21 protein-coding genes are annotated in these 20068 nt (G+C 64.7%); 10 read left to right on the forward strand and 11 right to left on the reverse strand.

Annotation, left to right across the window (positions count from 1 at the left end; translation table 11 throughout):
* Window positions 1-67 precede the first annotated feature (67 nt).
* The 3 genes from tag to C4K27_RS00105 all read left to right on the forward strand — a co-directional run bounded on the left by tag (window position 68) and on the right by C4K27_RS00105 (window position 1873).
* The gene (gene tag / locus C4K27_RS00095; RefSeq protein ID WP_053263218.1) at window positions 68-631 is read left to right on the forward strand and encodes a DNA-3-methyladenine glycosylase I; all 564 of its coding nucleotides are present in this window, start codon (window positions 68-70) and stop codon (window positions 629-631) included.
* A 44-nt stretch (window positions 632-675) separates the two neighbouring features.
* The gene (locus C4K27_RS00100; protein WP_007921020.1) at window positions 676-1563 is read left to right on the forward strand and encodes a lysophospholipid acyltransferase; all 888 of its coding nucleotides are present in this window, start codon (window positions 676-678) and stop codon (window positions 1561-1563) included.
* A gap of 70 nt (window positions 1564-1633) precedes the next feature.
* Entirely contained in the window at window positions 1634-1873 is a 240-nt protein-coding gene (locus C4K27_RS00105) for a pilus protein PilZ (protein WP_009041477.1), read from the forward strand.
* 161 nt (window positions 1874-2034) lie between these two features.
* Here C4K27_RS00105 and C4K27_RS00110 read toward each other — a convergent pair whose 3' ends face one another.
* The 5 genes from C4K27_RS00110 to def form a co-directional block, all read right to left on the reverse strand.
* Window positions 2035-2358: a tetratricopeptide repeat protein gene (locus tag C4K27_RS00110; protein ID WP_007921017.1), complete on the reverse strand. Its 324-nt coding sequence runs from the start codon at window positions 2356-2358 to the stop codon at window positions 2035-2037.
* A 133-nt stretch (window positions 2359-2491) separates the two neighbouring features.
* Window positions 2492-3865 (reverse strand): Trk system potassium transporter TrkA, encoded by a 1374-nt coding sequence (gene trkA / locus C4K27_RS00115; protein WP_007932603.1) that lies wholly within the window; start codon window positions 3863-3865, stop codon window positions 2492-2494.
* A 24-nt stretch (window positions 3866-3889) separates the two neighbouring features.
* Window positions 3890-5215, reverse strand: a complete 1326-nt coding sequence (gene rsmB, locus C4K27_RS00120; protein ID WP_053263219.1) for a 16S rRNA (cytosine(967)-C(5))-methyltransferase RsmB — start codon at window positions 5213-5215, stop codon at window positions 3890-3892.
* Entirely contained in the window at window positions 5212-6171 is a 960-nt protein-coding gene (gene fmt, locus C4K27_RS00125) for a methionyl-tRNA formyltransferase (protein WP_053263220.1), read from the reverse strand. The genes rsmB and fmt overlap by 4 nt, the downstream gene beginning before the upstream one ends.
* Window positions 6172-6240: 69 nt before the next feature.
* Complete coding sequence (gene def / locus C4K27_RS00130) at window positions 6241-6747, reverse strand: peptide deformylase (protein WP_009041482.1); 507 nt, start codon at window positions 6745-6747, stop codon at window positions 6241-6243.
* Between the two features lie 152 nt (window positions 6748-6899).
* Between def and C4K27_RS00135 the strand changes: the two genes are divergently transcribed.
* The 3 genes from C4K27_RS00135 (at window position 6900) to C4K27_RS00145 (ending at window position 9958) form a co-directional block, all read left to right on the forward strand.
* Window positions 6900-7925: a LysM peptidoglycan-binding domain-containing protein gene (locus C4K27_RS00135; protein WP_053263221.1), complete on the forward strand. Its 1026-nt coding sequence runs from the start codon at window positions 6900-6902 to the stop codon at window positions 7923-7925.
* 81 nt (window positions 7926-8006) lie between these two features.
* On the forward strand, window positions 8007-9116 hold the full coding sequence (gene dprA, locus C4K27_RS00140; RefSeq protein ID WP_053263222.1) for a DNA-processing protein DprA: 1110 nt from the start codon (window positions 8007-8009) through the stop codon (window positions 9114-9116).
* Between the two features lie 284 nt (window positions 9117-9400).
* Window positions 9401-9958 (forward strand): L-threonylcarbamoyladenylate synthase type 1 TsaC, encoded by a 558-nt coding sequence (locus tag C4K27_RS00145; protein ID WP_007926207.1) that lies wholly within the window; start codon window positions 9401-9403, stop codon window positions 9956-9958.
* An 80-nt stretch (window positions 9959-10038) separates the two neighbouring features.
* On the opposite strand, the gene C4K27_RS00150 is transcribed toward C4K27_RS00145, so the two are convergent.
* Window positions 10039-11016: an NADPH:quinone reductase gene (locus C4K27_RS00150; protein ID WP_053263223.1), complete on the reverse strand. Its 978-nt coding sequence runs from the start codon at window positions 11014-11016 to the stop codon at window positions 10039-10041.
* Window positions 11017-11186: 170 nt separating this feature from the next.
* Between C4K27_RS00150 and hemF the strand changes: the two genes are divergently transcribed.
* Window positions 11187-12104, forward strand: coding sequence for an oxygen-dependent coproporphyrinogen oxidase (gene hemF / locus C4K27_RS00155; RefSeq protein WP_009041486.1), 918 nt, complete (start codon window positions 11187-11189; stop codon window positions 12102-12104).
* A gap of 115 nt (window positions 12105-12219) precedes the next feature.
* The gene (gene aroE, locus C4K27_RS00160) at window positions 12220-13041 is read left to right on the forward strand and encodes a shikimate dehydrogenase (RefSeq protein ID WP_053263224.1); all 822 of its coding nucleotides are present in this window, start codon (window positions 12220-12222) and stop codon (window positions 13039-13041) included.
* Window positions 13042-13157: 116 nt separating this feature from the next.
* On the opposite strand, the gene C4K27_RS00165 is transcribed toward aroE, so the two are convergent.
* The 3 genes from C4K27_RS00165 to betC form a co-directional block, all read right to left on the reverse strand.
* Complete coding sequence (locus tag C4K27_RS00165; protein WP_007926201.1) at window positions 13158-14726, reverse strand: SulP family inorganic anion transporter; 1569 nt, start codon at window positions 14724-14726, stop codon at window positions 13158-13160.
* A gap of 186 nt (window positions 14727-14912) precedes the next feature.
* A complete protein-coding gene (gene choX / locus C4K27_RS00170) occupies window positions 14913-15845 on the reverse strand; it encodes a choline ABC transporter substrate-binding protein (RefSeq protein ID WP_053263225.1) in 933 nt (310 codons plus the stop codon).
* 15 nt (window positions 15846-15860) lie between these two features.
* Window positions 15861-17375 (reverse strand): choline-sulfatase, encoded by a 1515-nt coding sequence (gene betC, locus C4K27_RS00175; RefSeq protein WP_053263226.1) that lies wholly within the window; start codon window positions 17373-17375, stop codon window positions 15861-15863.
* Window positions 17376-17489: 114 nt separating this feature from the next.
* On the opposite strand from betC, the gene C4K27_RS00180 reads away from it, so the two are divergent.
* Window positions 17490-18440: a choline sulfate utilization transcriptional regulator gene (locus C4K27_RS00180; RefSeq protein WP_053263227.1), complete on the forward strand. Its 951-nt coding sequence runs from the start codon at window positions 17490-17492 to the stop codon at window positions 18438-18440.
* Window positions 18441-18449: 9 nt separating this feature from the next.
* Here the strand turns inward: C4K27_RS00180 and C4K27_RS00185 are convergent, their stop codons facing one another.
* Window positions 18450-19100: an NAD(P)-dependent oxidoreductase gene (locus C4K27_RS00185; RefSeq protein WP_053263228.1), complete on the reverse strand. Its 651-nt coding sequence runs from the start codon at window positions 19098-19100 to the stop codon at window positions 18450-18452.
* 80 nt (window positions 19101-19180) lie between these two features.
* Between C4K27_RS00185 and C4K27_RS00190 the strand changes: the two genes are divergently transcribed.
* Complete coding sequence (locus C4K27_RS00190) at window positions 19181-19507, forward strand: DOPA 4,5-dioxygenase family protein (protein WP_009046239.1); 327 nt, start codon at window positions 19181-19183, stop codon at window positions 19505-19507.
* A 33-nt stretch (window positions 19508-19540) separates the two neighbouring features.
* Here the strand turns inward: C4K27_RS00190 and C4K27_RS00195 are convergent, their stop codons facing one another.
* Entirely contained in the window at window positions 19541-20008 is a 468-nt protein-coding gene (locus C4K27_RS00195) for an anti-virulence regulator CigR family protein (RefSeq protein WP_053263229.1), read from the reverse strand.
* Window positions 20009-20068 lie beyond the last annotated feature (60 nt).

Genomic DNA, 20068 nt, shown 5'->3' on the forward strand with positions numbered 1-20068 from the left:
ACTTGGGCTGCGATTTAAAGAGCGGGAGTATACCCGATTCAGTTGTGCGCACGCCCACTGGAGCCTTATGCCACGCTGCTTTTGGTGCAACGAAGATCCCCTGTACATGGCGTACCACGATCAGGAGTGGGGCGTGCCGCTACGCGACGCGCAGCGTTTGTTCGAGTTGTTATTGCTCGAAGGGTTCCAGGCCGGCCTGTCCTGGATCACCGTCCTGAAGAAGCGCGAGCGTTATCGCCAGGTGCTGTTCGGCTTCGATGTGCAGCGCGTGGCGCAGATGAGCGATGCACAAATCGATGAGTTGATGCTCGATCCCGGGATCATCCGCAACCGTCTCAAACTCGCTGCCGCCCGGCGCAACGCCCAGGCCTGGATGGCGCTGGAAGACCCGGTGGAATTCCTCTGGTCGTTCGTCGGCGGGGTGCCGAAAATCAATCATTTCAAGGATCGCAGCGAAGTCCCGGCGGTTACCCCAGAGGCCGAAGCGATGAGCCGCGGCTTGAAAAAGGCCGGCTTCACCTTTGTCGGGCCGACCATCTGTTATGCACTGATGCAGGCTTCGGGCATGGTCATGGACCACACCCGCGACTGCGATCGCTACGCCATCCTGACAAACGGCCGGTTAGAATAGCCCGCTTGCGACAAGGTTCATGACCCGGATATCAGGAGTCACCTGTGGATAAGTTTAAAGGCGCCCTGCTGGTAGGCGCTCTGCGATTGTTTGCCCTGCTGCCCTGGCGCGCGGTGCAGGCGGTCGGTTCGGCCATCGGCTGGATCATGTGGAAGACCCCCAACCGTTCCCGCGATGTGGTGCGGATCAACCTGGCCAAGTGCTTTCCGCAGATGGACGCCGCCGAACGCGAGCGTTTAGTGGGGCAGAGCCTGAAAGACATCGGCAAGTCCCTGACTGAAAGCGCCTGCGCCTGGATCTGGCCGGCCGAGCGCTCGATCGCCCTGGTGCGTGAAGTCGAGGGCCTCGAGGTGCTGCAAGAAGCGCTGGCGTCGGGCAAGGGCGTGGTCGGCATCACCAGCCACCTGGGCAACTGGGAAGTGCTCAACCACTTCTATTGCAGCCAGTGCAAACCGATCATTTTCTACCGCCCGCCGAAGCTCAAGGCGGTGGACGAACTGCTGCGCAAACAGCGGGTCCAGCTGGGCAACCGGGTGGCGGCTTCGACCAAGGAAGGCATCCTCAGCGTTATCAAGGAAGTGCGCAAAGGTGGTGCGGTGGGCATTCCCGCCGACCCGGAACCGGCCGAATCCGCCGGGATCTTCGTGCCCTTCTTCGCCACCCGGGCGCTGACCAGCAAGTTCGTGCCGAACATGCTCGCCGGCGGCAAGGCGGTCGGGGTGTTCCTGCACGCGCTGCGCCTGCCCGACGGTTCGGGTTACAAGGTGATCCTCGAAGCCGCGCCGGACGCGATGTACAGCACCGACACCGAAACCTCCTGCGCGGCGATGAGCCAGGTGGTCGAGCGCTATGTGCGGGCTTATCCGAGCCAGTACATGTGGAGCATGAAGCGTTTCAAGAAACGTCCGCCCGGCGAAGAACGCTGGTACTGACCGCCTGGCACGATCTGTGGATAACCTTTCGCCCAAGGTTATCCACAAAGGCTGAAGCAGAGCACAGCATATGCCCGATTCGCGCAAATCCCTGAGGATCAAGATCCAGCACGAAAGCTTCGGCGAGTGCCTGGGCCAGACGCGCAACCTGTCCGCCAGCGGGGTGTACGTCAAGCACCCGGCATTGGCGGCGCTGCCCAAGGGCGCGGTGGTCTACGGCCAGGTGCAAGGCCTGCCGATGAACGCGCCGCGGGTGAAGATGGAGGTGGTGCTGGTGGACGCCGAGGGCATCGGCCTGCGTTACCTGTGAAGCGTCCGGACATCGCCTCTGTAGCCGCTGCCGAGCTTGCGAGGCTGCGATCGGCCGCGAAGCGCTCGCAAGACCAGGCGCTGCGATTCTCCTGACAATCCCGGTGTTCAGGTTTAGCGAGGACTACGTCCTCGTATGCAGCCTTGCAAGCTCGGCAGCGGCTACAGTGCGCCTTTGCCCTGGCGCTCGAGCTTCTTGAGGAACACCGTCATTTCCTTTTCCGCCTGCTTGTCGCCATGCCCGCGGGCTGCTTCCAGGCCCTGCTCCCAGGCCTGGCGCGCCGCCGCATAGTCCTCCAGGCCTTGATAGGCCTTGCCCAGCAGCTTCCACGCCGCCGAATACTTGGGGTCGAAACCGACGCAGCGTTGCAGGTGCTCGGCGGCCTTGGCGTATTCGTGCAGATCCAGATAACCCTTGCCCAGGCCGAAGCGCAGCAGCGAGTTATCCATGCCCTTGGCGAGCATTTTTTCCAGGGATTCGAGCATCGTTGTCACTCCTGTGGACTCTTGTAGCCGCCGCAGGCTGCGATAGGTCCGGAGGACCTTCTGCGGGCCGGAGATCGCCGCGCCCCTGCGGGGCGTTCGCAACCTGCGGCAGCGGCTACAGGACGGCGTTGGATCAGAAAAAGCTCAAGCCCACGTGGAACAGCTTCTCCACATCGCGGATATGTTTTTTATCCACCAGGAACAGAATCACGTGGTCGCCGGCTTCGATCACCGTGTCGTCGTGGGCGATCAGCACTTCCTCGTCGCGGATGATCGCGCCGATGGTGGTGCCTGGCGGCAGCGCGATGTCCTCGATGGCGCGGCCGATCACCTTGCTCGACTTGGCATCGCCATGGGCGATCGCCTCGATGGCTTCTGCCGCGCCACGGCGCAGCGAGTGCACGCTGACGATATCGCCACGGCGCACGTGGGCCAGCAGGGTACCGATGGTGGCCAGCTGCGGGCTGATGGCGATGTCGATATCGCCGCCCTGGATCAGGTCGACATAGGCCGGGTTGTTGATGATGGTCATCACCTTCTTCGCCCCCAGGCGCTTGGCCAGGAGCGAGGACATGATGTTGGCCTCGTCATCGTTGGTCAGGGCCAGGAAGATATCGGCGTCGGCGATGTTCTCTTCCATCAGCAGGTCGCGGTCCGAGGCGCTGCCTTGCAGGACCACGGTGCTGTCGAGGTTGTCCGAGAGGTAGCGGCAACGCGCCGGATTCATCTCGATGATCTTCACCTGGTAACGGCTTTCGATGGCTTCGGCCAGGCGTTCGCCGATCTGCCCGCCGCCGGCGATGACGATGCGCTTGTAGGATTCGTCGAGGCGGCGCATCTCGCTCATCACCGCGCGGATGTTGGCCTTGGCGGCGATGAAGAACACTTCGTCGTCGGCCTCGATCACCGTATCGCCCTGGGGCAGGATCGGCCGGTCACGGCGGAAGATCGCCGCCACGCGGGTGTCGACGTTGGGCATGTGCTCGCGCAGCTGGCGCAGTTGCTGCCCCACCAGCGGCCCGCCGTAATAGGCCCTGACCGCCACCAGTTGGGCCTTGCCTTCGGCGAAGTCGATCACCTGCAGGGCGCCGGGGTGTTCGATCAGGCGCTTGATGTAGTTGGTCACCACCTGTTCCGGGCTGATCAGCACGTCGACCGGAATCGCCTCGTTGTCGAACAGGCCGGCGCGGGTCAGGTAGGCCGCTTCGCGGACCCGGGCGATCTTGGTCGGGGTGTGGAACAGGGTATGGGCGACCTGGCAGGCGACCATATTGGTTTCGTCGCTGTTGGTCACCGCGACCAGCATGTCGGCATCGTCGGCGCCGGCCTGGCGCAGTACCGTGGGGAACGAACCGCGGCCCTGTACGGTGCGGATGTCCAGGCGGTCGCCGAGATCGCGCAGGCGTTCGCCGTCGGTGTCGACCACCGTGATGTCGTTGGCTTCGCTGGCCAGATGCTCTGCCAGCGTGCCGCCCACCTGCCCTGCTCCGAGGATGATGATCTTCATCCAGTCACTCCCTTCGAACCTTTCTTAACCGCGCGCGGCGGCAATCTTGATCAGCTTGGCGTAGTAGAACCCGTCGTGGCCGCCCTCTTGCGCCAGCAGCTGGCGACCGTGGGGCTGCTTCAGGCCGGCCGGAGGCTGACCCAGTTGCCCGGCGATGTCCAGTTCGCGAGCACCCGGGGTACGGGCCAGGAAAGCCTCAATGACCTCGGTGTTTTCGGTCGGCAAGGTCGAGCAGGTGGCGTACAGCAGGATGCCGCCGACTTCCAGGGTCGACCACATGGCGTCCAGCAGTTCGCCTTGCAGACTGGCCAGGGCGGCGATGTCGTCGGCCTGACGGGTGAGCTTGATATCCGGGTGGCGGCGGATCACCCCGGTGGCCGAGCACGGCGCGTCCAGCAGGATGCGCTGGAACGGCTTGCCGTCCCACCAGGCGGCGGTATCGCGGCCGTCGGCGGCGATCAGCTCGGCGCGAAGGTTCAGGCGGTCGAGGTTCTCCTGGACACGCACCAGGCGCTTGGCTTCCAGGTCCACCGCGACCACGCCGGCCAGCGCGGGCTCGACTTCGAGGATGTGGCAGGTCTTGCCGCCGGGCGCGCAGCAGGCGTCCAGCACCCGCTGTCCCGGCGCCAGTTCCAGCAACTCGGCGGCCAGTTGCGCGGCTTCGTCCTGCACGCTGATCCAGCCTTCGGCGAAGCCCGGCAGGACGCGCACGTCGGCGGCTTCATCGAGCACGATGCCGTCCTGGCTATAGACGCAAGGCTTGGCGGCAACGCCGGCCTCGCTTAACAGCTGGAGATAGGCGGCGCGGGAATGATGGCGGCGGTTGACCCGCAGGATCATCGGCGGGTGGGCGTTGTTGGCGGCGCAGATCGCTTCCCACTGCTCGGGCCAGAATGCCTTGAGGGACTTTTGCAGCCAGCGCGGATGGGCGGTACGCACCACGGGGTCGCGTTCCAGCTCGGCGAACAGTGCTTCGCTCTCGCGTTGGGCGCGGCGCAGCACGGCATTGATCAGTGCCTTGGCCCAGGGCTTTTTCAGCTTGTCGGCGCAGCCCACGGTTTCGCCGATGGCGGCGTGCGCCGGGACGCGGGTGTAGAGCAATTGATAAAGGCCCACCAGCAGCAGCGCCTCGACGTCGGCATCGGCCGCCTTGAACGGCTTCTGCAACAGTTTGGCGGCCAGCGCCGCCAGCCGTGGCTGCCAGCGCGCGGTGCCGAAAGCCAGGTCCTGGGTGAAGCCGCGATCGCGCGCTTCGACCTTGTCCAGCAGGATTGGCAGCGAGCTGTTGAGCGAGGCTTTGCCGTTGAGGACCGAGGTCAGGGCCTTGGCGGCGGCCAGACGCGGGTTCATTGGGCGTCCGCCGCTTGTCCGAGCACGGTGCCGGTGGCGAATTTCTCGCGGCGGCTGTTGAACAGGTCGCTGAAGTTCAGCGCCTTGCCGCCGGGCAATTGCAGGCGGGTCAGGCACAGCGCCTGCTCACCGCAGGCGACGAGCAGGCCGTCCTTGCTGGCGCCGAGGATGGTGCCCGGCACGCCCTTGCCTTCGGCGAGGCTGGCGGCCAGCACCTTCAGCGCTTCGCCGTTCAGCGTGCTGTGGCAGATCGGCCAGGGGTTGAAGGCTCGCACCAGACGCTCCAGCTCCACCGCCGGGCGGCTCCAGTCGATCCGCGCTTCGTCCTTGTTCAGTTTGTGGGCGTAGGTGGCCAGGCTGTCGTCCTGCACTTCGCCTTGCAGGGTTGCGGCGGCGAGGCCGGCGATGGCCTGCACCACGGCGGGCGGGCCCATTTCGGCAAGACGGTCATGCAGGCTGCCGCCGGTGTCGGTGGCGCTGATCGGGGTGCTGACCTTGAGCAGCATCGGCCCGGTGTCCAGGCCGGCTTCCATGCGCATCACGGTCACGCCGCTCAGCGCGTCGCCGGCTTCCACGGCGCGCTGGATCGGCGCCGCCCCGCGCCAGCGTGGCAGCAGCGAAGCGTGGCTGTTGATGCAGCCCAGGCGCGGAATATCCAGCACCGCCTGCGGCAGGATCAGGCCGTAGGCGACCACCACCATCAGGTCCGGCGCGAGGGCCGCCAGTTCGGCCTGGGCCTGCGGGTCGCGCAGGGTCGGCGGTTGCAGCACGGGGATGTGGTGCTCCAGCGCCAGCTGCTTGACCGGGCTCGGCATCAGCTTTTGCCCGCGCCCGGCCGGGCGGTCCGGTTGGGTGTAGACCGCGACGATCTCGTAAGGGCTGTCGAGCAGGGCCTTGAGGTGTTCGGCGGCGAATTCCGGGGTGCCGGCAAAGACGATGCGCAGTGGCTCAGTCATGGGAGTTCTCGGTAATAAACACGCGGAAAAGAAAAAGGCTTGCCGCTGCAAGCCTTTGGAAGAAGGGAATCAAGCTTGCTGACGATGCTGCTTTTCCAGCTTCTTCTTGATCCGGTCGCGTTTGAGCGTGGACAGGTAATCGACGAACAATTTGCCGTTGAGGTGGTCGCATTCGTGCTGGATGCACACCGCGAGCAGGCCTTCGGCGATCAGTTCGTAAGGTTGGCCGTCACGGTCCAGGGCCTTGATTTTCACGCGTTGCGGACGATCGACGTTCTCGTAGAAGCCCGGTACCGACAGGCAGCCTTCCTGGTACTGGCCCATTTCGTCGGTGAGCGCTTCGAACTCGGGGTTGATGAACACCCGTGGCTCGCTGCGGTCTTCGGACAGGTCCATGACCACGATGCGCTTGTGCACGTTGACCTGGGTAGCGGCCAGGCCGATGCCGGGCGCCTCATACATTGTTTCAAACATGTCGTCGACCAACTGACGCACTTCGTCGTCCACTACGGCCACTGGTTTGGCGATAGTGCGCAGGCGCGAGTCGGGGAATTCGAGGATGTTTAAAATGGCCATAAGCGTAATTGCTACACGTGTGAAGTAAGTTCGGAGTCGGAGGCCTTGCGGGTTCTGGAAGGGCAACCGTTGTAAAACGTGCTCGGTCAGGAGCAGGGAGCGCACAGGCGCTGGCGTTTCACGCGAATACACATAATAAAGGGATTCACCGCATGAGGAAATCACTACTCGCCTTGCTGCTCGTGGGCTGGGCCGGTTTCGGCCAGGCGCAGGTGCCGCTCCGGGAGGGTTATCCACAGCGCTACACCGTAGTGGCGGGCGATACCTTGTGGAGCATCGCCAATCGCTTTCTGCGCGATCCCTGGCAATGGCCGGCGCTCTGGCAGGCCAATTCCAGCCTCGCCGACCCCGACCTGATCTACCCCGGCGACTCCCTGGCGCTGGTCCGGGTCGATGGCGAACCACGCCTGACCCTGGAGCGCGGCGTTTCTCGGGGCACCGTCAAGCTCTCGCCCCAGGTGCGTCGCACGCCACTGGTCGAGGCGATCCCGAGCATTCCACTGCAGGCCATCGACAGCTTTCTGCTGAGCAATCGCATCCTCGACCGGGCCGACGCCTTCGACAGCGCGCCCTACATAGTCGCCGGCGATGCCGAACGGGTACTCAGCGGCACCGGCGACCGGATCTTCGCGCGCGGCCGCTTCGACCCGGAGCAATCGGCCTACGGCATCTTCCGCCAGGGCAAGACCTACACCGATCCGCAGAGCGGCGAACTGCTGGGAATCAATGCCGACGAAATCGGCGGCGGCGAGGTGGTCGCGGTCGAGGGCGATATCGCCACCCTGCAATTGCAGCGCACCACCCAGGAAGTGCGCCTGGGCGACCGTTTGTTCAGCAGCGAGCCGCGGACCATCAACTCGACCTTTGTCCCCAGCGCGCCGAGCCGGGCGGTCGAGGGCCTGATCATCGACGTGCCACGGGGTGTCACCCAGATCGGTGCGCTGGATGTGGTGACGTTGGACAAGGGACGGCGCGATGGCCTGGCTGAAGGCAACGTGCTGGCGGTAATGAAAACCGGCGAAACCGTGCGCGACCGGGTGGCTGGTGGACAGGTGAAAATGCCGGATGAGCGGGCCGGTCTGCTGATGGTTTTCCGCACCTACGACAAGCTCAGTTACGGCCTGGTGCTCAACGCTTCCCGTTCCCTGTCGATCATGGACAAAGTCCGTAACCCGTAAAAACCCTCAACAAGTTACCAACAGAGTTATCCACAGCTTATTCCAGCTGCGACCGGGCTTATAACGATCAAGGATGATCCTATGTCACTGTCTGCCCAGGCTCCGGTTTCCCCCGCGGAACTGGAAGCCCGCCTACGTTTGCACCGCTTGCCGGACCTCGGCCCGAAGCGTTTTCAGCTGCTGCTCGAAGCCTTCGGTTCGGCCTCCAAGGCCATCAGCGCACCGGCCAGTGCCTGGCGCGCGCTGGGTCTGCCGGCGGGCGCGGCCGAGGCTCGGCGCAACGCCGAAGTGCGTGATAGCGCCAGCCATGCATTGGCCTGGCTGGAGCGTCCGGGCCAGCATTTACTGATGTGGGACCAGCCGGACTACCCGCCGCTGTTGAATGAAATCGCCGATGCGCCACCGCTGCTGTTTGTTGCCGGCGACCCACGCATCCTGGAAAAACCGCAGTTGGCGGTGGTCGGCAGCCGTCGCGCTTCGCGGCCCGGGATGGACACCGCCGCGGCCTTTTCCCGCAGCCTGGCCGCGGCCGGTTTTGTCATCACCAGCGGCCTGGCGCTGGGGATCGATGGCGCAGCGCACCAGGCCGCCCTGGAGGTCGGCGGGCAGACTGTCGGCGTGCTCGGCACCGGCCTGGAAAAATTTTATCCACAGCGCAACCGGCGCCTGGCCGACGCCATGATCGCCCAGGGCAGCGCGCTGGTTTCCGAGTTCCCTCTGGAGACCGGGCCCCACGCGAGCCACTTTCCCCGGCGCAACCGGATCATCAGCGGCCTGTCCCTTGGCGTGCTGGTGGTGGAGGCCAGCGTCGCCAGCGGTTCGCTGATCACCGCCCGGCTCGCCGCCGAGCAAGGCCGCGAGGTGTATGCGATACCCGGGTCGATCCATCACCCCGGGGCCCGGGGCTGTCATCAGCTGATTCGCGATGGCGCGGTGCTGGTGGAAACCATCGAACATATCCTCGAAGCCCTGCGTGGCTGGCAACGGCTGCCGTTATCCACGGCCCCGCCAACAGCTGCGCCCGCTCACCCGTTGCTGGCGCTGTTGCATGCCGCGCCGCAGACCAGCGAGGGCCTGGTGCAGGCCAGTGGCTGGAGCCTGCCCAGGGTGCTGGCGGCGCTCACCGAACTGGAGCTGGAGGGCCATGCGACGTGCGAAGGCGGCTGCTGGTTTGCCCGGGCAAAAGGCTAAGGCTCTGTACGAAAAGTGGCTGCGCTCGGCCATGCTGCGTTAAAAACAGGCTCGTGCGCGAGTCCGATCGGAATGCTCATTTAGGCCCCTAAAGTCGAACGCGACCCCGGCCGTTCCTCGCCTGTTTTGATTCGCTGCGCTCACCCTTCGGGCCAGCCCTTGGCTGTTACTCCCGCTGGTCGTTGCGCCTTGCCTGACCTTCGCTCGCCGACTTTTCGTACAGACCCTAGGCTTTATAGGCAGGATCGGTAAACTGCGCACAGCCTTAATCCGGAGAGTCAGCAATGGTCAGCAGTTGGCGTGTGCAACAAGCCGCACGAGAAATTCGCGCAGGGGCGGTGATTGCCTATCCAACCGAAGCAGTCTGGGGGTTGGGTTGCGACCCGTGGAACGAAGAGGCGGTGGACCGGTTGCTGGCCATCAAGTCGCGCTCCGTGGACAAGGGCCTGATCCTGATCGCCGACAACATCCGCCAGTTCGATTTTCTCTTCGAGGATTTTCCCCAGGAATGGCTCGATCGCATGGCCAGCACCTGGCCGGGCCCGAACACCTGGCTGGTCCCCCATCAGAATCTGTTGCCGGAATGGGTCACCGGGGTCCACGACACCGTGGCCCTGCGAGTCAGCGATCATCCACTGGTGCGTGAGTTGTGCGCCTTGGTGGGGCCGCTGATTTCCACCTCGGCCAACCCCCAGGGGCGCCCTGCGGCCCGCACGCGGATTCGCGTCGAGCAGTATTTCCGCGGGCAGCTGGACATGGTCCTGGGCGGCAGCCTGGGTGGGCGCAAGAACCCGAGCCTGATCCGCGACCTGGTGACTGGCAAGATCGTGCGTCCGGCCTGACACCGCATCGTCGTTTATCGCGGGCAAGCCTCGCTCCTACGACCCACATCCGTAGGAGCGAGGCTTGCCCGCGATGCATTTCAAGGCAACAGAATGGTCGAACCCGTGGTGCGTCGCGCCGACAGCTCGGTCTGCGCCTTCGCCGCTTCCGCCAGCGGATAACGCTGGCCGATCTCGATCTTCAGCTTGCCGCTGGCGATCATGGAGAACAGATCGTCGGCCATGGCCTGCAGGTTCTCGGCGTTGTTGGCGTAGGTGCCCAGGGTCGGACGGGTGACGTACAGCGAGCCCTTGGCCGCCAGGATGCCCAGGTTGACCCCCTCTACCGCGCCCGAGGCGTTGCCGAAGCTGACCATCAGGCCCCGTGGTTGCAGGCAGTCCAGCGAGGTCAGCCAGGTGTCCTTGCCCACGCCGTCGTAGACCACTGGGCATTTCTTGCCGTCGGTCAGCTCCAGCACGCGCTTGGCCACGTCTTCATGGCTGTAGTCGATGGTTTCCCAGGCACCGAGGGATTTGGCCAGCGCGGCTTTCTGCGGCGAACTGACGGTGCCGATCAGCTTCACGCCCAAGGCCTTGGCCCACTGGCAGGCGAGCAGCCCGACCCCGCCCGCGGCGGCGTGGAACAGCACGGTCTCGCCGCCTTTGAGCTCGTAAGTCTGGCGCAGCAGGTATTGCACGGTCAGGCCCTTGAGCATCACTCCGGCCGCCTGTTCGAAGCTGATGCTGTCCGGCAGGTGCACGAGATTGTCCGCGGGCAGCACATGCGCATAGCTGTAGGCGCCCAGCGGGCCGCTGCCATAGGCCACGCGATCGCCGACCTTGAAGCGGGTCACGGCGCTGCCCACGGCCTCGACCACCCCGGCCCCTTCGGCGCCCAGGCCCGATGGCAAGGCCGGTGGCGCGTAGAGACCGCTGCGGTAGTAGGTGTCGATGAAATTCAGGCCGATGGCCTTGTTGCTCACGCGGACCTGTTGCGGGCCCGGTTCGGCGGGTTGGTAATCCACATACTCGAGTACTTCCGGGCCGCCATGGGCGCGAAACTGGATACGTCTGGCCATCTGCAATGTTCTCCTCGGTCGTGTCGCGAAAGTGCCTTATCGGACTCCTACTGCTTGACCGCCGTCAACTGCGGCGGGCCCCTGTGCGGTGTTATGCTACGCGCCCATTTGCGCAGGCCCTCCGCTGTATCCCTGGCGCCGCGTAGCTTTGCCCGATTCAAGGTGATGCCATGACTACCCGCACCGAGGCCGTAAAAGCCTACCTGCTCGACCTGCAAGACCGTATTTGCGCCGCCCTGGAAGCCGAAGACGGCGGTACGCGCTTCGTCGAAGACGCCTGGACCCGACCGGCTGGCGGTGGCGGGCGCACCCGGGTGATTGCCGACGGCACAGTGATCGAGAAAGGCGGCGTCAACTTCTCTCACGTGTTTGGCAGCGGCTTGCCGCCGTCCGCCAGCGCCCACCGGCCGGAACTGGCCGGCCGTGGCTTCGAAGCGCTGGGCGTGTCGCTGGTGATCCACCCGCACAACCCGCATGTGCCGACTTCCCACGCCAACGTACGGTTCTTCATCGCCGAAAAAGCAGGCGAAGAGCCGGTCTGGTGGTTCGGCGGCGGTTTCGACCTGACCCCCTACTACGCCAACGAGGAAGACTGCGTGCACTGGCACCGCGTCGCACAAAAGGCCTGCGCGCCCTTCGGCCCGGACGTCTACCCGCGCTACAAGGCCTGGTGCGACAGCTACTTCCACATCAAGCATCGCAATGAACCGCGCGGCATCGGCGGCCTGTTCTTCGACGACCTCAACGAGTGGGACTTCGACACCAGCTTCGCCTTCATGCGCGCCATCGGCGACGCCTACCTCGAGGCCTACCTGCCGATCGTCCAGCGCCGCAAGGCCCTGGGCTATACCGAGAAGCAGCGCGAGTTCCAGGAATACCGTCGCGGTCGCTATGTCGAGTTCAACCTGGTCTATGACCGAGGCACCCTGTTCGGCCTGCAATCGGGCGGGCGTACCGAGTCGATCCTCATGTCCCTGCCGCCGCAGGTGCGCTGGGGCTACGACTGGAAAGCCGAGCCGGGCAGCGAAGAAGCGCGCCTGACCGAATATTTCCTGCAGGACCGCGACTGGCTGGCGGGCTCTGCGTAAAGCGTTGCAGCCGGCTGGCCGGCGCTGGACGATAATGCGATTGAACAGAACAGCGCAGCGTCCCTGTCGCCAGCAAGCTGGTTCCTTACAGGGATGTGCATGAGGGTTTTATTGGATGGATCAGTACGTCGTTTTTGGTAACCCGATCGGCCACAGCAAGTCGCCGCTGATTCATCGGCTGTTCGCCGAGCAGACGGCGCAGCGGCTGGTCTACACCACCCTGCTGGCGCCCCTCGACGATTTCGCCGGCTGTGCCCGCGGGTTCTTCGTGGACGGGCGTGGCGCCAATGTCACGGTGCCGTTCAAGGAGGATGCCTATCGCCTGGCCGACAGCCTGACCGCCCGCGCCCAGCGCGCCGGCGCGGTGAATACCTTGAGCAAGCTCGCCGATGGCAGCCTGTTGGGCGACAACACCGACGGCGCGGGCCTGGTGCGCGACCTGACGGTCAACGCCGGCTTCAGCCTCAAGGGCAAACGCATTCTGCTGCTGGGGGCCGGCGGCGCGGTGCGTGGCGCGCTGGAGCCGCTGCTGGCGGAGCAGCCGGCGTCGGTGATCATCGCCAACCGCACGGTGGAAAAGGCCGAGCTGCTGGCCGAGCTGTTCAGCGACCTGGGGCCGGTGTCGGCCAGTGGTTTCGACTGGTTGCGCGAGCCGGTGGACCTGATCATCAACGCCACCTCGGCCAGCCTCACCGGCGACGTGCCGCCGATTGCCGCCAGCCTGATCGAGCCGGGCCAGACGGTGTGCTACGACATGATGTATGGCAAGGAGCCGACCGCCTTCTGTCGCTGGGCCAGCCAATACGGCGCGGCGATTTCCATGGATGGCCTGGGCATGCTCGCCGAGCAGGCGGCGGAAGCCTTCTTCCTGTGGCGCGGCGTGCGCCCGGACACCGCGCCGGTGCTGGCGGAGCTGCGGCGCCAGCTGGCGCTCTGACAGATCGCGTCATTGTTGATCGCGGGCAAGCCTCGCTCCTACGGAAGCAAGCGTTTCTGTAGGAGCGAGGCTTGCCCGCGAACGCTTCGCCGCTATAACCGCGCTGCAACCGGCAATCAATCCTCAAACCGGATCGGGCATTTCTCCGCGCCTTCGAGCTTTCTCAACTCTTCGATCACCGAGGCCCGCGCGCGACGCAGGGTCAGGCTGCGGTTCTGCCGCAGCAGGCGGCGGGCTTCCTGGTGCAGCATGGCCACCCCGGAATAGTCGATGAAGTTGATCTGCCGGGCGTCGATCACCAGGCGCGGCGCATGGCAGCGTTGCATGCGCACTTGCAGGTAATGGCTGGCGCCGAAAAAGATCGAGCCGCCGACCCGCAGGATGTCCTCGTCGCCTTCGCGCCCATGCTGCACGCGCGGTTGTGAGGTGCGCTTGAGGTAGAAGAACAGCGACGCCAAGACCCCGGCGTAGATCGCCGTCTGCAACTCCAGGAGCAAGGTGGCGACACAGGTCAGGCCCATTACCACGAACTCGGCGCGGCTGACCCGGAACAGCGCGCGAATGCCGCGGTGGTCCACCAGGCCCCAGCAGATCAGCAGGATGCTCCCGGCCATGGCCGGGATCGGGATATGCGCGATCAGTGCCGCGCCGGCCACGGCGAACAGGGCCACCCACAATGCTGAGAACACTCCGGCCAGCGGCGAACAGGCGCCGGCCTCGTAGCTCAGGCCGGAGCGGGTAAAAGAGCCGGACGACAGATAGCCGGAGAAAAACGCGCCGACGATATTCGACAGGCCCTGGGCGCGGACTTCCTGGTTGGCATCGAGCAACTGTTCGGAGCGTGCCGACAGCGAGCGGGCGATCGACAGGCTGGTCACCAGCCCCAGCATGCCCACCGCCACGGCGCTGGGCAGCAGGCGCAGGATCATGTCCAGGTCCAGCGGCAGCGGGCTGAACGGCGGCAGCCGGCCGGTAAAGGCGCTGACCAGTTTTACCTGGCCGAACAGCGCCGGCCACAGCCACACCACCAGAGCGCTGAGGATCAGGCTGATCAGCAGTGAGGGCCAGCGCGGCACCAGCAGCTTCAGGGCCAGGCCGACGACCAGCGTGCCCAGGCCGAGGATCAGCGAGGGTTTATCCACGGCATCGAGATGGGCGAACAGCGAGGTCAGGCTGTTCAGCGCGGTGGCTTCGCTCGGCAAGTCCAGGCCCAGCAGGTTGGGCAATTGCCCCAGGGCGATCACCACCGCGGCGCCGAGGGTGAAGCCGAGCACCACCGAATGGGACACGAAGTTCACCAGCGCACCGAAGCGCAACAACCCCAGCAGCCACTGGAACAGGCCGGCGAGCAAGGTCAGCAGCAGGATCAGGGTGATGTAGTCCTGGGACGCCGGCACCGCCAGGGGGCTGACGCTGGCATAGAGGACGATGGAAATCGCCGCGGTCGGGCCACAGATCAGGTGCCAGGAAGAACCCCACAGGCAAGCGATCAGCACCGGGACGACGGCGGCATACAGGCCGTATTCCGGTGGCAGGCCGGCGATCAGCGCATAGGCGATCGATTGCGGCAGGGCGAGGATGGCGCCGCTCAGGCCCACCAGCAGGTCGCGCCCGACGCTGGCGCGGGTCTGCCGGGGCAGCCAGCTCAGGAAGGGCAAGAGTGAATGGCGATTGGGCCAGGCCATGGGTCCTCGCGGTCGGGATGGGGCGAAAGGCGTCAGGGTGGAGTGTCAGATCGGAGCGTGCAAGGCCCGTTAGTGACGGTTGTAGCCGCTGCCGCAGGCTGCGATAGGTCCACAGGACCTCAACGGGCTCGAAAACCCTGCGCCCCTTCGGGTCGATCGCAGCCTGCGGCAGCGGCTACAGGTGGATTACAGCTTGGCCTGCACCGCCGGCAGCGCATCCTTGCCGTCGAGGGTCTTCACCCCGTCCAGCCACTTGCCCAGCACTGCCGGGTTGGCCTTGATCCAGGCCTTGGCTGCGTCAAAGTTGCTGACCTTCTTGTTGGCCACCTCGGCCATGATGCTGTTCTCCATTTCCTGGGTGAAGCTCAGGTTGGCCAGCAGTTTGCCGACGTTCGGGCAGGCCTGTGCATACCCCTTGCGGGTCAGGGTGTAGACGCTGCCGGTGTCGCCGAAGTACTTCTCGCCGCCCTTGAGGTAATGCATTTTCAGCTGCACGTTCATCGGGTGCGGGGTCCAGCCGAGGAAGGTGACGAACTTCTGCCGTTTCACCGCCCGCGAGACTTCGGCGAGCATCGCCTGTTCGCTGGACTCGATCAGTTTCCACTGGCCGAGGTCGAAGTCGTTCTTCTTGATGATCTCCTGCAACGACAGGTTGGCCGGGGCCCCGGAGCCGATGCCGTAGAGCTTCTTGTCGAACTTGTCTGCGTACTTATTCAGGTCGTTGAAGTCATGCACGCCGGCGTCCCAGACGTAATCCGGCACCGCCAGGGTGAACTCGGTGCCGTCCAGGTTCTTCGCCAGCTGGGTGACATCGCCATTGGCCACGAACTTGTCGTAGAAGCCCTGCTGCGCCGGCATCCAGTTGCCCAGGAACACATCCACCTGGCCGTCCTTGAGCCCGCCGAAGGTGATCGGCACCGCCAGGGTGTCGATCTTGGCCTTGTAGCCCATGCCGTCCAGCAGGAAACCGGCGATGGCGTTGGTGGCGGCGATGTCGCTCCAGCCCGGGTCGGCCATCTTCACGGTCTCGCAACCTTGTTCGGCCCAGGCCAGGGCCGGGATCGAAACACTGCCCAGCGCCAGAAGCGCGGCCGTCACTGCTGTGGATAACCTTTGCATGCTCTTCCCCTTACGTTATTGGTTTTGGCAGGGTTGTGGATAACGAGCCTTGCGCTCCAGATCGTCGAGGTCGATGTGGTTGCGCATGTATTGCGCACTGGCGTCGACCAGTGGCTGGTGGTCCCAGCTCTTCAGCTTGCCCAGGCTCAAGGCGCCCGCGACGAAGCGACGGCGGCGCTGGCTGGCGAGTACCTGTTGATGGATGGCCGGGATATCCCACTTGGCCCGCGCCTCGCGGAGAAAATCCTCGAATAGCGGGCGATGTTGCGGCGATTGGCTGAGTTCTTCCTGCTCGCGCGGGTCGTTGGCCACATCGAACAGCAGGCACGGGTCGTCTTCGCTGTAGATGAACTTGTAGCGGCCGCGGCGAATCATCATCAGCGGGCTGATGGTGCCTTCGGCCATGTATTCGCCGAAGACTTCGTCATGCCCGCCCTGCCCTTGCAGGTGCGGCACCAGGGAGCGGCCATCCAGCGCCAGGCCCGGTTGCAACTGGCCTCCGGCCAGTTCCACCAGGGTCGGCAGCAGGTCGGCGGTCGAGACCGCCTGGCTTACCCGTCCGGCGTCGAACTGCCCCGGCGCGCTGACCAGCAGCGGCACCCGCGCGGCCATTTCGAACCAATGCATTTTGTACCAGAGGCCGCGCTCGCCGAGCATGTCGCCGTGGTCGCCGGAGAAGACAATGATGGTGTCGTCGCTCAGCCCGGTTTCCTCCAGGGTTTCCAGGAGTTTGCCGACGTTGCTGTCGATATAGCTGCACGCACCGAAATAGGCACGACGCGCATCGCGGATTTTATCCACAGGCAGCGGCTTGTCCCACAGGTCGTAGACCTTGAGCAGGCGCTGGGAATGCGGGTCGAGCGCGTCCTGGGCCGGGGTCTGTGGCAGCGGAATATCTTCGTCGCGGTACAGATCCCAGAAGGCCTTGGGAATGGTGTACGGGTCGTGCGGGTGGGTCATCGACACGGTCAGGCAGAACGGCTGGTCGCCGTCTTCGCGAACGTGATCGAACAGGTACTGGCGGGCCTTGAACACCACCTCTTCGTCGAAATCCAGCTGGTTGGTGCGCACGCATGGCCCGGCCTGCAGCACCGAGGACATGTTGTGGTACCAACTCGGGCGCACGTCCGGCTCGTCCCAGTTCACCGCCCAGCCATAGTCGGCCGGGTAGATATCGCTGGTCAGGCGTTCTTCGTAGCCGTGCAGTTGGTCCGGGCCGCAGAAATGCATCTTGCCTGACAGCGCCGTGCGGTAGCCCAGGCGGCGCAGGTAATGGGCGTAGGTCGGGACGTCGGCGGGGAAGTCGGCTGCGTTGTCATAGGCGCCGATCTTGCTCGGCAACTGGCCGCTGACCAGGGTGAAACGCGAGGGCGCGCACAACGGGCTGTTGCAGTAGGCGGCGTCGAATACCACGCCCTGGGCGGCGAGACGGCTCAGATGCGGCAGCTTGATGGGCGATTGACCGTAGAACGGCAACATTGGCGCGGCCATTTGATCGGCCATGATGAAAAGAATGTTCTTGCGCTTCATGTATTCGCGGCATTCCATAGTGGGCAGTTATGCGAAAGTGCTGCGATCGAGGATGTAACCCGTGGCTTTCGCGGTAAAGCCCCTGTACGGCAATGACTAGGATAAGCACAGCTTATGTATGAAGCGCTTGGCGATCTATCCCTGGACCTGTTCCGCGTCTTCGAGGCGGCGGCGCGCCAGCGCAGCTTTACCGCGGCGGCGGTGGAGTTGGGCACCACCCAACCGGCTATCAGCCAGCAGATCAAGCGGCTGGAGGAACAGCTCGGCACCCGGCTATTCGACCGCATCTACCGGGGCATCGAACTGACCGAGGCCGGCAGCCAGTTGTTCGAACAGGTGCAGGCTGGCTTGCAGAGCATCGACAGCGGCCTGAGCGCCATCACTGCCCAGCATCAGCACGAGGTGCTGCAGGTGGCCACCGATTTCGCCTTTGCCGCCTACTGGCTGATGCCGCGCCTGCATCGCTTCCACGCCGCCAATCCACAGGTGGATGTGAGCCTGGTCACCAGCGAGCGCAGCCACAACATGCTGCGCACCGATATCGACGTTGCCGTGCTGTTTGGCGATGGGCGTTTCAAGCAGGGTGAAAGCCACTGGCTGTTCAACGAGGAAGTGTTTCCGGTGTGCAGCCCGCTCTTGCTCAAGGAACGACCGTTGCCCCTCGGCGCCCATTCGCTGCTGGAGTTTCCGCTGCTGCATTTGAAGGGGGAAAACAGCAGCCACTGGTTCGACTGGAGCGGCGTGTTCCGCGAACTGGGGATCGCCACCCCGCCGGCGCCGGGGCAGCTGCGTTTCGACAACTACACCCTGCTGATCCAGGCGGCGATCGGTGGCCAGGGCGTGGGCATTGGCTGGCGCCACCTTGTGGATAACTTGCTGGCGCAAGGTCTGTTGTGCCGGCCGATCAGCGAAACGCTGATCTCCCGCTACGGCTATTACGTGGTCCTGCCCCAGCGCAAACGTCGCGGGGTGCTGATCCAGCGGTTTTTCGACTGGCTGATGGCCGAGCAGGCCGACAGTGCGCAATCCCTGGCCGGGCTGGCCTTGCCTTCGATTGCGGTCTGAGATCGAGGCTCAACACACGAAATTCACATGTTCGCCCACATGCAGGTTCAGTTGCTGTTCATCGGCGATGCCGGCAGCCACCCGCGCCAGTCGCTGCACCGGTTCGACCCGCTCGGGTGCAAGGCTGTCGGTGGAGTGGCTGAAGTGTTCCAAGGTCAGCCCGGGCGGGCTTTGTGGCGTATTCACCAGGGTCCAGCGCAAGGTGCTGCCTTGCAACGCATCGAGGATGGCTTCGGCCATCTGGCGGGGTGGGTAGCCTTCCATCTCCGGCTGCTCCAGCACCTCGAAATGCCCCACCAGGAACAGGCGCCGGACGCCCGCGGCCTGCATGCCAGCGATCAGCGCTTCGACCGCGCGAAGTTGCTCCCGGGGTTCGAGCAGCAGGTTTTCCTGCTGTTCAAGGCCCATGGGCAGCCCCGGAGCATCCAGCAGGCAGGCCACCACGTCGCCTCCGGCCACGCTTTGCCTGACCCGCTCGGCATCGAACAGGTCCCCGTATTTGGTGCGCAAACCGGGAAGGGGGGCTAGGGCCGTCAGGTCGTCGAGAATGGCGATGACTTCATGTTGGCGCCGCAGGAATTCCGCCATCAGCGCGCTACCCAGGCTGCTCATGGCACCGTAGAGCACCAGCTTGACCACCGGGGTTTCGGCATTTTTCATGGCGCGGCCCGTTTCTTTACACTGGTAAGGTTATGACCTGTGGGCTGTCGCCAGGGTTCGACTTTGTCATGAGAGGTTCCATGCAACGCATCAAGGGCTATCACGCCCATGTCTATTTTGACGCCAGCACCATCGACCAGGCGCGGGCCCTGTGCGAGCAGGCGGCGCAATTGTTTCCGTTGAAGATGGGGCGGGTGCATGAACGGCCGGTCGGCCCGCACCCGGACTGGAGCTGCCAGCTGGCGTTCGAGCCGCAATACCTGGGCGAGGTGTTGCCGTGGCTGGCGCTCAATCGCAACGGGCTGGTGGTATTCCTGCACCCCGATACCGGCGACGACCTGAAGGATCACACGGAGCATGCGGTCTGGATGGGGGCGATCCGGCCGTTGGACCTGTCAATTTTTTGAGGTTTTTCGCGAGCAAGTGCCATCAGCCCCCGGTCAATACAACACGCCATCGAGGATCTCGTAGACGATCCCCGTGCCTACCGCGATCAGCACGATATCGGCGCCCATGCGCCGCCATTCATAACCCGGGTAGTACGGCAGGTGCGCCAGGGCGCGGTTGTCCAGGCGTTCGCCGTAGTAGCCGCGGGGCAGCGGCTGGCCGCGCACCAGATGGATGCCGTGGGGCGGTGGCGCGCCGCGTACGAAGTAGGCGTGGTTGTCGCGAATGGTCTCGCGCACCGGGCCGAAATCCCGGGGCGGGCCACCACGGCGGTCGGCCTGCGGGCCGCGATGTTCATCGCCCCGATTATCCCCGCGATTGTCTCCTCGATTGTCGTAGCGACCCGGTTGCGGGCCGCCGCGGTCGTGGTCGTCACGTGGGTCCGCGACCGCGTGCAGCAGCGGGCTGGCGCTGAGCATCAGCACGCCGAGACCGGCAATCAGGCGTTTGGGCATTTTCATCGGGTCTTCCTCAGAGCACGAACAACAAAAAGGGGCTCAGAACCTGGTTCTGAACCCCTT

This window comes from Pseudomonas chlororaphis subsp. chlororaphis (assembly GCF_003945765.1).
GTDB lineage: Bacteria > Pseudomonadota > Gammaproteobacteria > Pseudomonadales > Pseudomonadaceae > Aquipseudomonas > Aquipseudomonas chlororaphis.